We start from the raw sequence: 13,579 nt of genomic DNA on the forward strand, positions 1-13,579 counted from the left end.
TTGTGCGCAGATACGCGATCCGGCCCGCAGACTTTGTCGCCCAGGTGCCAGGCTAGTGGCTTTCCCGTCTGGGCTCGCGGGCAGCGCGCGCGTACCGTGGCCGGTCATGAGCCATACCCCTGCCTTCATCCCCCAGATCCGCCTGTACCAGGACTGGCTGCGCGAGCGCCACGGCCTGCAGTTCGACAGCTACGACGCGCTGTGGCGCTGGTCGGTGACCGACCTGGACGCCTTCTGGCAAAGCATCTGGGACTACAACGCGCTGCAGTCGCCCACGCCGCACACGGCCGTGCTGGAGCGCAACACCATGCCCGGCGCCCAGTGGTTTCCGGGCGCCCAGATCAACTACACGCGCCAGGCGCTGCGCCATGTGGATGCCGCCCATGCGGCCGGCATGCCCGCCGTGGTCAGCCGCAACGAGACGGGCCGCCACCGCGAACTGTCCTGGCCCGAGCTGCGCCGCCAGGTCGCCGCCCTGGCCCTGCACCTGAAGGCCCAGGGCGTGGGCCGCGGCGACCGCGTGGCTGCCTACCTGCCCAACATCCCCGAGGCCATGGTCGCCCTGCTGGCCACGGCCAGCCTGGGCGCCGTCTGGAGCATCTGCGCGCCCGACATGGGCACCAACGCGGTGCTGGACCGTTTTCGCCAGATCGCGCCCAAGGCGCTGATCGCCGTCGATGGCGTGCACTACGCCGGGCGCGATATCGACCGCATGGCCGTGCTGGCGGAGCTGCGCGCAGGCCTGCCCAGCGTGGAGCATGTGGTCCTTGTGCCCAACCTGGATCTGCAGGCGAGGCTGGCCGATGCCGCCGACTACGGCCAGGTCACGGCGCGCGACGACGCGGCCACGGCGGCCTTCGAGCCCGAATGGCTGCCCTTCGACCACCCGCTGTGGATCGTCTACTCCAGCGGCACCACCGGCCTGCCCAAGCCCATCGTCCACGGCCATGGCGGCATGGTGCTGGTGGCCCTGCAGCTCAAGGCCCTGCACAACGACGTGGGCTGCAGCTACCACCCCAACAGCTGGGGCGAGCGCTACCACTGGTACAGCTCCACGGGGTGGGTGATGTGGAATGCCCAGGTCTCGGGCCTGCTGGGCGGCACCACCTGCGTGATCTTCGACGGCAGCCCCGGCGGCAGCAAGGACAGGCCCGACTGGGGCGTGCTGTGGCGCTTCGCGGCCGAGACCGGCGTGACCAGCTTCGGCTCGGGCGCGGCCTTCTACGCCAACTGCATGAAGGCCGGCGTGGACCTGGCCCAGTGCGGCGACCTGTCGCGCATCCGCAGCCTGGGCACCACGGGCTCGCCGCTGTCGCCCGAGGTGCAAAGCTGGGGCACGGCGCAGTTCGCAGGCATGGGGCGGCCTGACATCTGGTGGAACAACATCTCGGGGGGCACCGACTTCGCGGGCGCCTTCATCGGCGGCCACCGCGAGCTGCCCCAGCAGCCGGGCATCATGCAGTGCCGCCAGCTGGGCGCGGCCGTGGAGGCCTGGAACGAGCAGGGCCAGCCCGTCATCGACGAGGTGGGCGAGCTGGTCTGCACCCAGCCCATCCCCTCCATGCCGCTGTACCTGTGGGGCGATGCGGACGGCAAGCGCTACCTGTCCAGCTACTTCGACATGTACCCGGCCGGCCATGGCCGCGCGCCCGGCGGCGGCGACGGCCCCGCCGCCATGGGCCCGGTCTGGCGCCACGGCGACTGGATACGCATCCTCCCGGAGGGCGGCTGCATCATCTACGGCCGCAGCGACGCCACCATCAACCGCCACGGCCTGCGCATGGGCACCAGCGAGATCTACAGCGCCGTCGAGGCCCTGCCCGAAGTGCTGGACTCCATGGTCGTGGACCTCGAATACCTGGGCCGCGAAAGCTTCATGCCGCTGTTCGTGGTGCTGCGCCCGGGCGTGGATCTGGACGACGCCCTGCGCGCCCGCCTGCAGGGCGCCATCCGCCAGGCCCTGTCGCCGCGCTTCGTGCCCGACGAGATCGTGCAGGTGGCCGAAATCCCGCGCACGCTCAGCGGCAAGAAGCAGGAGCTGCCCATCAAGAAGCTGATGCTGGGCCAGCCGCTGGACAAGGTGGTCAACAAGGAGGCCATGGCCAACCCGGGCTGCCTGGACTGGTATGTGGGCTTTGCGGCGCAGCATGCCAAGGCACAGGCCGCCTGATATTCAAACGGTATCAGTGGCTCGGTTTTTAATATTGGACTGCGACAGACCGGCTGCCTAGAGTGGGGTCCAACCATGGAGCCCTGCAATGAGCGTGCTTGATTCCCTTGCCCTGACCCGCATCCCCGCCGAGGACGAAGCCCTGCGCGCCGAGGTGCGCGCCTTCCTCGCCCAGGCCATAAGCGGCCTGCCGCCCCATGTGCGTGCGCGCTCCTGGGGCGGCTACAGCGCCGAACTGAGCCGGCAGCTGGGCGAAAAGGGCTGGATAGGCGTCACCCTGCCGCGCGAGTACGGCGGCGGCGGGCGCAGCGCCTTCACGCGCTACGTGCTGGTGGAGGAATACCTGGCCTGCGGCGCGCCCGTGGGCTCGCACTGGATTGCCGACCGCCAGAGCGGCCCGCTGATCCTCAAGTACGGCACCGAGGCGCAAAAGCGGTTCTACCTGCCGCGCATCTGCCGGGGCGAGGCCTTCTTTTGCATCGGCATGAGCGAGCCCGGCGCGGGCTCGGACCTGGCCAGCGTGAAGACGCGCGCCGTGCCGAACGGCAAGGGCTTCGTGCTCAACGGCCAGAAGATCTGGACCACCAACGCCCACCACTGCCACTACATGATTGCCCTGGTGCGCACCTCGGGCGAGGCGGGTGACCGGCACAAGGGGCTGTCCCAGGTCATCGTGGACCTGTCGCTGCCGGGCGTGACCGTGCGGCCCATCACCGACCTCTCGGGCGACAGCCATTTCTGCGAAGTCTTCTTCGACAACGTGCAGCTGCCGCCCGACGCCCTGATCGGCCAGGAAGGCCAGGGCTGGGAGCAGGTCACGGCCGAGCTGGCCTTCGAGCGCAGCGGGCCCGAGCGGCTGTTCTCCAGCATCGTGCTGTTCGATGAATGGCTGGCCTGGCTGCGTGCAACGGGCGAGCGCAGCGAAGGCGCGCTGCGCCTGGCCGGCCGCGTGTTCACCGAGCTGGCCCCGCTGCGCGCCATGTCGGTGGCCGTGCAGGACAAGCTGGTGCGCGGCGAAAGCCCCATCGTCGAGGCGGCCCTGGTCAAGGAGCTGGGCACGACGCTGGAGCAGTCCATTCCCGCCGCCATCGCCGATGACCTGTTCGCACGCGAGGCGTCCGAGGTTCCGCTGGAGCTGCTGCGCACCCTCAACTACGTGACGGAGGTTGCGCCTTCGTATTCGCTGCGCGGCGGCACGCGCGACATCCTGCGCGGAATGATTGCGCGTGGTTTGGGGCTTCGTTGACACGAAGCGCCCCCTGAGCCGCTGCGCGTCTTCCCCCTCTCGCTTCGCGGGGGGGACGACACCCTCGGTGCGGGGCGGCCCTTCCTCGGTGTCCCTGGTGTTAAAGGTGCGCCAGTTTCAAACGGAACGCCCAAGGCCTGGCGTCATGTGTCATGAATGGAGAGAGACATGGAAGACGATTTGTTTGCCGATGCCGCACGCCAGCTGCTGCAGGGCGAGTGCACGCCCGCGCGGGTGCGCGCCATCGAGGCCGGGGGTTCGCCCCGGGCGCTGTGGCAATCGCTGGAGCAGGCCGGCTTTGCCGATGCCCTGGTGCCTGAGCACGCGGGCGGCGCGGGGCTGGCGCTGGCGCAGCTGTTCGATGTGTGGTCGCAGGCCGGCGCCCATGCGCTGCCCGTGCCGCTGGGCGAAACCATGCTGGCGCGCGCGCTGCTGGCGGGCGCGGGGGCGGAGCGTCCACCAGGCGCCATCGCGTTGGTGCAAGGCCTGCTCCAGCCGGATGGCAGCCTGCACTGCGAACCCGTGCGCCTGGGCGCGGTGGCGGACAGCGTGCTGGTGCAGCATGCGCAGGGCTGGAGCCTGCTGCCCGTGGCGCAGGCGCAGTCCAAGCCGGCGGCCTTCTGCCTGGACGTGAACCTGCGCTGGAGCGCCGAGCAGGTCCGCGCGGCGCCTGCTCCCGCTATCGCCCTGCCGGGTGGGCTGGACCTGCGCACGCTGCAGGCCGGCCTGGTGGCGGCGCAGCTCGCGGGCGCACTCATGGAGGTGTTCCAGCGCACGCTGCAGTACGCGAATGACCGCCAGCAGTTCGGCCGCCCCATCGGCAAGTTCCAGGCCATTCAGCACCAGCTGGCGGTGATGAGCGAGCATGTCTTCGCCGCGCGCATGGCCGCCCGGCTGGGCTGCGCGGGGCAGGGCATCTTCCCTGAGCGGCTGCGCGTGGCCGTGGCCAAGGCGCGCTGCAGCCAGGCTGCGCTGGCCGTGGCCGAGGCAGCCCACGCCATCCACGGCGCCATGGGCTTCACCGAGGAATACGACCTGCAACTGCTCACGCGCCGCCTGCATGCCTGGCGCCAGACGGCTGGCTCCGAGTCGTACTGGCATGGCGTGGCGGGTGCCGCGCTGGTCCATGGCCACGCGGGCAGCACCCTGGATCTGATCCGCTCCACCACCGATATCACCGCCGATATCACCGCCTGACAGGCTCTCGAAGGAACCCATCCATGCCCTTTCTGAACATCGCGCGCGACGGCGCCATCTGGACCCTCACCATGAACCTGCCCGAGACGCGCAATGCGCTCACGGGCAACACGGCCGTGGAGGAATTCGTGCAGGTCTGCGACGAGATCCGGCGCGATGCCTCGGTCAAGGCCGTCATCCTCACGGGCGCCGGCCCCATCTTCAGCTCGGGCGGCAACGTCAAGGACATGCAGCGCTTCTTCGACGACGCGCTCACGCCCGACGCCATCCGCGAGGAGTACCGCCAGGGCATACAGCGCATTCCGCGTGCCCTGACCCAGCTGGACGTGCCCGTGATCTGCGCCATCAACGGCCCGGCCATCGGCGCGGGGCTGGACCTGACCTGCATGTGCGACATCCGCATCGCCAGCGAGACGGCCACCTTTGCCGAGAGCTTCGTGCGCGTGGGCATCGTCCCCGGGGACGGCGGCGCCTGGCTGTTGCCGCGCGCCGTGGGCCGCGCCAAGGCGGCCGAGATGGCGTTCACGGGCGAGGCCATCGACGCTCAGCAGGCCCTGGCCTGTGGCCTGGTCAGCCGCGTCGTGCCCGCCGACCAGCTGCTGCCCACGGCGCGCGCGCTGGCCGACAAGATCGCCGCCAACCCCGGCGCCGTGATGCGCATGACCAAGCGCCTCTTGCGCGAGGGCGAGCACAGCACGCTGGAGTCGCTGCTGGAGCTGTCCGCCGGCTACCAGGCCCTGGCGCACAAGACCGCCGACCACCGCGAGGCCGTGATGGCCTTCGTGGAGAAGCGTAAGCCCCGGTTTCAGTGACCGGGCCCGCCCGGCCCCCGCCACGGGGGCATGGGCCGTGTGTGACACAACACAAATGGACACTCCCCGGTGCCGGCCTCCCGGCGGGAGTGGGCGCCCATGTACTGCGCACACAGTACACTTTGCGCGTCGAGAGGCAACTCTCCCATCCACCGCACTCCCAGTCCCATGGCCGTTGAAACGACGAGTACTGCCCGCCCCAGCTTCGACCTCAAGAGCGCGCAGCTGCCCGTGGTGGCCGTGACCCTGCGGGATACCGACGTACGTGCGCTCGTGGCCGACCTGGCCCAGCGCCTGGCCGACGACCCGGATTTCTTCGACAACGACCCCGTGCTGATCGACCTGGCCCATGTGCGCGAGGCCGAGGAGTCCATCGACTTCGCCGTGCTCGTGGAGGCGCTGCGCTTTCACCGCACCGTGCCCGTGGCCGTGCGCGGCGGCAGCCCGGCGCAGATGGAGGCGGCGCGTGCCGCAGGCCTGGCGCCCGCGCCCGAGGCCGCACCCGTGCGGCCCACGGTGCCCGAGATCGAGATCCAGGAAGTCGTGCGCGAGATCGAGGTGGTGCGCGAGGTGCCTGCTCCCCAGGCCGACGCCCTCATCGTGGACAAGCCGCTGCGCTCGGGCCAGCGCGTCTATGCGCGCGGCACCGACATCGTGGTGCTGGCCATGGTCAGCTATGGTGCCGAAGTCATCGCCGACGGCAACGTCCATGTCTACGCGCCACTGCGCGGCAGGGCCATCGCCGGGGCGCGCGGCAACACCGAGGCGCGCATCTTCAGCACCTGCATGGAAGCACAGCTGCTGTCGATTGCCGGCATCTATCGCACAATCGAGACCGATCTCCCGGCGGACGTGGCTGCCAAGCCCGCCAAGGTGCGTCTCGACGGCGAGAAAATCCTCATCGAGCCGGTATGACACCGGACCCCTCTTCTTTGCTCTCCAGTCTTTAAGGAACCGTGCAAACATGGCCAAAATAGTCGTCGTGACCTCCGGCAAGGGTGGCGTGGGCAAGACCACCACCAGTGCCAGCTTCGCATCGGGCCTCGCATTGCGCGGGCACAAGACCGCCGTCATCGATTTCGACGTGGGCCTGCGCAACCTGGACCTGATCATGGGCTGCGAGCGCCGCGTGGTCTACGACCTGATCAACGTCATCCAGGGAGAGGCCAACCTCAACCAGGCCCTGATCAAGGACAAGCAGTGCGACAACCTCTTCGTGCTGGCCGCCTCCCAGACGCGTGACAAGGATGCGCTGACGCAGGACGGCGTCAAGAAGATCCTGGACGACCTGGCGGGCATGGACTTCGAGTACATCATCTGCGACTCGCCGGCCGGCATCGAAAGCGGCGCCCTGATCGCCATGCACTTCGCCGACGAGGCCCTGGTCGTGACCAACCCGGAAGTCTCCTCCGTGCGCGACTCCGACCGCATCCTGGGCATGCTCAGCTCCAAGACCGCGCGCGCCATTGCGGGCGAGAGCGTCAAGGAGCACCTGCTGATCACGCGCTACAACCCCAACCGCGTGCAGGACGGCCAGATGCTGTCGCTGGAGGACATCCAGGACATCCTGCGCATCGAGCTGATCGGTGTCGTGCCCGAATCCGAAACCGTGCTGCAGGCCTCCAACCAGGGCATCCCCGCCGTGCACATGCAGGGCTCGGACGTGGCCGAGGCCTACCAGGACGTGGTGGCACGCTTCCTGGGCGAGGAAAAGCCCATGCGCTTCACCGAAGCGCAAAAGCCCGGCTTCTTCAAACGCATGTTCGGGGGGAGGTAAGCGGCCATGTCCATGCTCTCTTTCCTGCTCGGAGAAAAGAAGAAGACGGCCTCGGTGGCCAAGGAGCGCCTGCAGATCATCCTCGCGCGTGAGCGCGTGGGCGGCAATGGCGGCGGTCCCGACTACCTGCCTGCGCTGCAAAAGGAACTGATGGCGGTGATCTCCAAGTACGTGGACATCGACGTCAACGACATCAAGGTGCACCTGGAGCGCCAGGAAAACCTCGAAGTGCTCGAAGTCAAGATCGAACTGCCCGACGCCTCGCGCTGAGCGCTGCCACGGCCTGGGGCCGTGGCTTCATGCAATCCTGAAAGGGTTGCGGATGGCCAGGCTGCCGATGGCCTGGTCACAGTGCTTGCTCAGTCTCTTGCATTGGATTCATCGCGGCTCCAACGCAGTCCGGCTGGCATGCGGCAAGACTTTCGCTCCATTGGAAGATTTGCATGCCCGGGCTTTCTGGATACGGTAGTCGATTGTCCACCCGGGGGCCTGCAGCAGTTCACTCCGCCGCAGGCAGCATGGCCTCGCTCTGCGCACGCGCGGCGGCGGGGCGCACCCACAACAGGTAGGCAGCGCCCAGCAGCACGATCCACAGGCCGCCCACGACCAGGGCTGCACGGGTGTGGGGGAAGTAGCCGAGCACGCCCAGCACCAGCAGCATGAAGGCGATGGCCGCCAGCGGCGCGGCGGGCCACAGCGGGACCGGGAACTTCAGCGCGGCCACCTGCTGCGGGCTCATGCGGCGGCGCGCCGCGAACTGCGACAGCAGGATCATCAGCCAGACCCAGACCGTGGCGAAGGTGGCGATGGAGGCGATCAGCAGGAACACGTCCTCGGGGATCAGGTAGTTCAGCACCACGCCGGCCAGCAGCGCCACGGCCATCACCACCACCGTCATCCAGGGCACGCCATGGCGCGAGACGCGGCCGAAGCCGGCGGGGGCCTGACCCTGGTGCGCCATGCCGTAGAGCATGCGGCCGGCGCCGAAGATGTCGCTGTTGATGGCCGACACGGCCGCCGAGATCACCACGATGTTGAGAATGGTGGCGGCCGAGGAAATGCCCAGGCCGCTGAAGATCTGCACGAAGGGGCTGCCCTGGCTGCCGATCTGCGGCCAGGGGAAGATGCTCATCAGCACGAACAGCGTGAGCACGTAGAACAGCAGGATGCGCAGCGGCACGGCGTTGATGGCGCGCGGGATCACGCGCGCCGGGTCCTTGGCCTCGCCGGCCGAGATGCCGATGATCTCGATGCCCCCGAAGGCGAACACCACCACCGCCAGCGAGGCGATCAGCCCCGAGACGCCATGGGGCATGAAGCCGCCGTGCACCCACAGGTTCTGCACGCCGGTGGGTGCCTGGTCGGCTGCCATGCCGAAGCCGAACACCATGATGCCCAGGCCGCCGCCGATCATGGCGATGATGGCCGCCACCTTGAGCAGGGACAGCCAGAACTCCATCTCGCCGAACACCTTGACCGAGCACAGGTTGAGCGCGCCGATGAAGCAGACGATGGACAGCACCCAGATCCAGCGCGGCACCTCGGGAAACCAGAACCCCATGTAGATGCCGAAGGCCGTGACGTCGCCAGGCAGACGATGACCATCTCGAAGGTATAGGTCCAGCCCGTGACGAAGCCGGCGAACGGCCCCAGGTAGTCGCTGGCGTACTGGCCGAAGGAGCCGGGCACGGGGTTGTGCACGGCCATCTCGCCCAGCGCGCGCATCACCATGTAGACCGCCGCGCCCGCCAGCAGGTAGGCGATCAGCACCGAGGGCCCCGCCTGCTGTATGGCCTTGGCCGAGCCGTAGAACAGCCCCGTGCCTATGGCCGAGCCCAGTGCCATGAAGCGGATATGGCGGGCCGACAGCCCTCGGTGCAGGCTGCCTGCAGATGGTGAACTCATGTGCTGTCTCCCCCCGTCATTGGTGAAATGGCTGCCGCATCCACAGGCTTCATCAGCCTGTGGATGGGTCTGCGATCAGATGTATAAGCCTGTATATACAATATGCGCAGACACCGATTTCCCGGACCGGGGATTACCCGGAGGCGGGAAGAAACGGGAATGGGGGAGGCGCCGAAAGAGGCGACGGGAGTGCTGCCGCAGGCCCCGGGCTCAGCCCAGGCCGCCCGTGTGCATGCGGCCTGCGTGGTACAGCAGCGGCGTGTGGCCGGCCTGGTGGCTGCACTGCTCGACCTCGCCGATGAAGATCACATGGTCGCCTTCTTCATGGCGATGGCGGTTGCGGCACTCGAAGACGGTGGTGGCTTCGGACAGCAGCGGCACGCCCTGGGCCGAACTGCGCCAGGCGGTGTTGGCGAAGCGGTCCACGCCCTTGCGCGCGAACAGCTCGGCCAGGGGCTTTTGCGAGGCCGACAGCACGTGGATGGCGTAGTGCGAGCAATGCTGGAACACGGGCAGCGAGGCCGCCGACAGCGCCATGCTCCACAGCACCAGCGGCGGCGTGAGCGAGACGGAGTTGAACGAGCTCACGGTGACGCCCACCGGATGGCCCTGCGGGCTGCGTGCGGTGACGATGGTTACGCCCGTGGCGAACTGGCCCAGCGCGTCGCGGAACTCGCGCGACGAGAACGGGGACTGTGGAGGCAGGGCGGCCATGGCGGCGGGAGGCAGTGCGGAATTCACGGGTGCAAGAACCAGGCGGCAGCAAGGCCGCAGCAGGGCTGCAGCGTTTGGGACGGGCGCCCGGAGCCGGGCAGCAACCTTGCATTATGGGTGCGGATGCCGGCAGAAGCGGCCGATGGGGCCTCTGCCAGGGAGGTCTTTGCCCTGTGTGCGCGGCGCCGGCTCACAGCGCCATGCTCATCTGGGCGGGCGCGGCGTTCTCGTTCAGCCAGGCCGTCATGCGGGCCCGCGTGCAGCGCTGCAGCTGCATCAGCAGCGCATGCTCGGGCCAGGCCAGCGCGTGGCGCAGGCACAGGTCCTGCTGCATGCGCGCCAGCAGGGCGGCGGCCATCTCGGCATCGGCCAGCGCCCGGTGGGCACGCTCGGCCACGGGCAGGCCCAGGTGGGCGGTGAGCCGGCTCAGGCTGTGGCTGGGCGCCTCCGGGTAGATGCGGCGCGACAGCAGCACGGTGCATGCAAAGGGCTGGGGCGCGGCCTCGCCGGCCAGGGCCAGTTCGGACTGCCAGAACTTGCTGTCGAAGGCCGCGTTGTGCGCCACCATGGGGGCGCTGCCAACGAAGCGGGCGGCATCGCGCATCACCTCCTCGGCGGGCGGCGCAGCGGCGACCATGGCATTGGTGATGCCGGTCAGCCGCGTGATGAAGGGCGGTATCCAGGCGCCCGTGCGCATCAGGCTCTGGAAGCGGTCCACCACCTGGCCGCCCTCGATCAGCACGATGGCGACCTCGGTGGCACGCGCGCCCTGGGCGGGCGCCATGCCCGTGGTTTCAAAGTCGATGACGGCAATCGGCTGCGGCATGGGGCGATTGTGCCCGGCAGTGCCCGACCGGCATGCCGGGGCGGCTATTCCTCGGCCTGGCTGCCGTCGGCCGCGCCCAGGCGCTGCACGACCTGGTCGAGCAGGGCGTAGAGCTGCTCGATCTCTTCATGGCCCACTAGGCGCTCGATCTCGGCATAGGTCTCGGAGGAATGCGGCGCGATCTCGGCCACGATGGCGTGGCCGGCCGCCGTGAGCTCGAACTCGGCGCCGCGCATGTCGCTGGCGTGGCGCGAGCGCTCCACCAGCTGCCGGCCTTCCAGCGTCTTGAGCAGGCGCGAGAGGCTGGGCATGCTGATGTAGGTGGCCTGCGACAGCTCCATGGGCCGCAGCCTGTGCGTGACCGCCGCCATGGCGCGCAGCACGCGCCACTGCTGTTCGGTCAGGCCATGGGCGCGCAGCATGGGCCGAAAGCGCACCATGACCGACTCGCGGGCGCGCAGCAGCGCCATGGGCAGGGAGCGCGAGAAGGCGCGCAGCGGCTCGGGGGCAAAAGAGGTCGTGGTCTGGGGCATGTTCGGCAGCATCTGTCGGCTGGATTCTATGCAGCCGCCGCTCCCTCCCCGGAGCGGCGTTGCGGGCGCCTTGTCAGGCCGGGGCCTCAATAGGTCTGGCTTTTCGGCGCGGGGGCCGCTGCCTGCTTGAAGCGCGCAGCCAGCGCGCTGGTGGCCTGCACCAGCACGCTGGTGTCCAGGCCCACGGCCGTGAAGGTGCAGCCCAGCTCCAGGTACTTGCGCGCCAGGGCCTCGTTGGGCGTGAGGATGCCGGGCGCCTTGCCGGCGCGGCGTATGCGCGCGATGGCGTCGGCAATCGCCTCCTGCACCTCGGGGTGTCCGGGGTTGCCGATGTGGCCCATGGAGGCCGACAGGTCGGCCGGGCCGATGAAGACGCCGTCCACGCCCTCGGTGGCGGCAATGGCGTCCAGGTGGGCCAGCGCCTGGCGTGTCTCCACCTGCACCAGCACGCAGACCTGGGCGTTGGCTTCATGGGCGTAGTTGGCGCGCCGGCCCCAGGCCGATGCGCGTGCGCCGCCCATGCCGCGGATGCCGCCCTGGCCGTCGGCCTGCGGATAGCGCGCGGCGCGCACGATGCGTGCGGCCTGCTCGGCCGTGTCCACCATGGGCACGAGCAGGGTCTGCACGCCGATGTCCAGGTACTGCTTGATCAGCATCTCGCCGACCTCGCCGTGTCCCATGGGCACGCGGGCAATGGCATGGCTGTCGGGATAGGCCGCGATGGCCTGCAGCTGCGCCAGCAGGGTGCGCGTGTCGTTGGGCGAATGCTCGCCGTCGATCAGGAGCCAGTCGAAGCCGGCGCCCGCGCAGATTTCCGCCGAATAGGCGTCGGCCAGGCCCAGCCACAGGCCGATCTGGGGTTGGTCGGCCGCAATGGCGGCCTTGAAGCGGTTCACAGGTGTCTGCATGGTGTGATTGTCCGGGCCTCAGTGGCCCATGCACAGGTACTTGGTGCTCAGGTATTCCTCTATGCCGGCGGCGCCGCCCTCGCGGCCCATGCCCGACTGCTTGACGCCGCCAAACGGCGCCACGGCCGTGCTGATGATGCCGCTGTTGATGCCCACCATGCCGTACTCCAGCGCCTCGCCCACGCGCCACACGCGGCCCACGTCGCGGGCGTAGAAGTAGGCAGCCAGGCCGTACTCGGTGTCGTTGGCCATGCGGATGGCCTCTTCCTCGGTCTTGAAGCGGAACACGGGCGCCACGGGGCCGAAGACCTCTTCCCTGGCGATGCGCATGCGGTCCGTGGCGTTGGCCAGGATGGTGGGCTCGTAGAAGGTGCCGCCCAGCGCGTGGCGCTTGCCGCCCAGCACGACCTCGGCGCCGTTCTTCACGGCGTCGGCCACCAGTTCCTCGACCTTGTCCACGGCGGCCTGGTCGATCAGCGGGCCCTGGCCCACGCCGGCCTCCAGCCCGTTGCCCACCTTGAGGGCCTGCACGGCGACCTTGAGCCTGGCCATGAAGGCGTCGTACACGCCGTCCTGCACCAGCAGGCGGTTGGCGCACACGCAGGTCTGGCCGGTGTTGCGGTACTTGGAGGCCATGGCGCCTTCGACGGCGGCATCGAGGTCCGCGTCGTCGAAGACGATGAAGGGCGCGTTGCCGCCCAGCTCCAGCGACATCTTCTTGAGCGTGGGCGCGCATTGCTCGGCCAGCACGCGGCCCACTTCGGTGGAGCCCGTGAAGGTCAGCTTGCGCACGGCCATGCTGGCCGTGAGCACGCCGCCGATGGCGCGCGAGGAGCCCGTGATCACGCTGAACACGCCCTCGGGAATGCCGGCGCGCTGGGCCAGCTCAGCCATGGCCAGGGCCGACAGCGGTGTCTGCTGCGCGGGCTTGACGATGATGGTGCAGCCCGCCGCCAGGGCCGGCGCGACCTTGCGCGTGATCATGGCGGCCGGGAAGTTCCAGGGCGTGATCGCGGCGCAGACCCCCACGGGCTCCTTGGTCACGATGATGCGCTTGTCGGCCCAGGGCGCGGGCACGGTGGAGCCGTAGATGCGGCGCGCTTCCTCGGCAAACCACTGCACGTAGGAGGCCGCGTAGGCGATCTCGCCGCGCGACTCGGCCAGGGGCTTGCCCTGCTCGCTGGTCATGATCAGGGCCAGGTCTTCCTGGTTCTCCATCATCAGCTCGAACCAGCGCTGCAACAGGCGCGCGCGGGCCTCGGCGGTCTGCTGCTTCCAGAGGGCGAAGGCGCGCTCGGCGGCGGCGATGGCGCGCTGCGTCTCGGCCTCGCCCATGCGGGGCACATGGCCGACGGCTTCGCCCGTGGCGGGGTTGTGGACGTCGATGCGGCTGCCATCGTCGGCGGCCAGCCATTGGCCGTCGATCAGGCAGAGGTTCTTGAGCAGGCTGGGGTCGCGCAGTGCAAGCGGCATGGGAAATCTCCAATAGGG

Annotated in this window: 12 protein-coding genes and 1 pseudogene; 7 read left to right on the forward strand and 6 right to left on the reverse strand. The window is 69.1% G+C overall.

Features of this window, described 5'->3' with window-relative positions; genetic code table 11:
- The first annotated feature begins 106 nt into the window (after positions 1-106).
- From DACI_RS00435 to minE, 7 genes are all read left to right on the forward strand, one after another.
- On the forward strand, positions 107-2,170 hold the full coding sequence (locus tag DACI_RS00435; RefSeq protein ID WP_043780183.1) for an acetoacetate--CoA ligase: 2,064 nt from the start codon (positions 107-109) through the stop codon (positions 2,168-2,170).
- A gap of 88 nt (positions 2,171-2,258) precedes the next feature.
- On the forward strand, positions 2,259-3,416 hold the full coding sequence (locus DACI_RS00440) for an acyl-CoA dehydrogenase family protein (RefSeq protein ID WP_012202028.1): 1,158 nt from the start codon (positions 2,259-2,261) through the stop codon (positions 3,414-3,416).
- Between the two features lie 168 nt (positions 3,417-3,584).
- Positions 3,585-4,613 carry an acyl-CoA dehydrogenase family protein gene (locus DACI_RS00445; RefSeq protein WP_012202029.1) on the forward strand — a complete coding sequence of 343 codons (1,029 nt, stop codon included), beginning with the start codon at positions 3,585-3,587 and terminating at the stop codon, positions 4,611-4,613.
- A gap of 23 nt (positions 4,614-4,636) precedes the next feature.
- The gene (locus DACI_RS00450; protein ID WP_012202030.1) at positions 4,637-5,425 is read left to right on the forward strand and encodes a crotonase/enoyl-CoA hydratase family protein; all 789 of its coding nucleotides are present in this window, start codon (positions 4,637-4,639) and stop codon (positions 5,423-5,425) included.
- 168 nt (positions 5,426-5,593) lie between these two features.
- Positions 5,594-6,340, forward strand: coding sequence for a septum site-determining protein MinC (gene minC, locus DACI_RS00455; protein ID WP_043780189.1), 747 nt, complete (start codon positions 5,594-5,596; stop codon positions 6,338-6,340).
- A 49-nt stretch (positions 6,341-6,389) separates the two neighbouring features.
- Positions 6,390-7,202, forward strand: a complete 813-nt coding sequence (gene minD / locus DACI_RS00460; protein ID WP_012202032.1) for a septum site-determining protein MinD — start codon at positions 6,390-6,392, stop codon at positions 7,200-7,202.
- A gap of 6 nt (positions 7,203-7,208) precedes the next feature.
- Positions 7,209-7,472 (forward strand): cell division topological specificity factor MinE, encoded by a 264-nt coding sequence (gene minE / locus DACI_RS00465; RefSeq protein WP_012202033.1) that lies wholly within the window; start codon positions 7,209-7,211, stop codon positions 7,470-7,472.
- A gap of 229 nt (positions 7,473-7,701) precedes the next feature.
- On the opposite strand, the pseudogene DACI_RS00470 reads toward minE, so the two are convergent.
- The 6 genes and pseudogenes from DACI_RS00470 to DACI_RS00495 all read right to left on the reverse strand — a co-directional run bounded on the left by DACI_RS00470 (position 7,702) and on the right by DACI_RS00495 (position 13,561).
- Positions 7,702-9,107: pseudogene (locus DACI_RS00470) on the reverse strand (amino acid permease).
- A 210-nt stretch (positions 9,108-9,317) separates the two neighbouring features.
- A complete protein-coding gene (locus tag DACI_RS00475; RefSeq protein ID WP_012202035.1) occupies positions 9,318-9,821 on the reverse strand; it encodes a flavin reductase family protein in 504 nt (167 codons plus the stop codon).
- A gap of 190 nt (positions 9,822-10,011) precedes the next feature.
- Positions 10,012-10,647, reverse strand: a complete 636-nt coding sequence (locus DACI_RS00480) for a 3'-5' exonuclease (protein WP_012202036.1) — start codon at positions 10,645-10,647, stop codon at positions 10,012-10,014.
- A 44-nt stretch (positions 10,648-10,691) separates the two neighbouring features.
- Positions 10,692-11,180 (reverse strand): homoprotocatechuate degradation operon regulator HpaR, encoded by a 489-nt coding sequence (gene hpaR, locus DACI_RS00485; protein ID WP_016447335.1) that lies wholly within the window; start codon positions 11,178-11,180, stop codon positions 10,692-10,694.
- A gap of 86 nt (positions 11,181-11,266) precedes the next feature.
- Entirely contained in the window at positions 11,267-12,088 is an 822-nt protein-coding gene (locus DACI_RS00490) for an aldolase/citrate lyase family protein (protein WP_012202038.1), read from the reverse strand.
- A gap of 18 nt (positions 12,089-12,106) precedes the next feature.
- Entirely contained in the window at positions 12,107-13,561 is a 1,455-nt protein-coding gene (locus DACI_RS00495; protein ID WP_012202039.1) for an NAD-dependent succinate-semialdehyde dehydrogenase, read from the reverse strand.
- Positions 13,562-13,579: the final 18 nt, after the last annotated feature.

It is taken from the genome of Delftia acidovorans SPH-1, assembly GCF_000018665.1.
GTDB lineage: Bacteria > Pseudomonadota > Gammaproteobacteria > Burkholderiales > Burkholderiaceae_C > Comamonas > Comamonas acidovorans.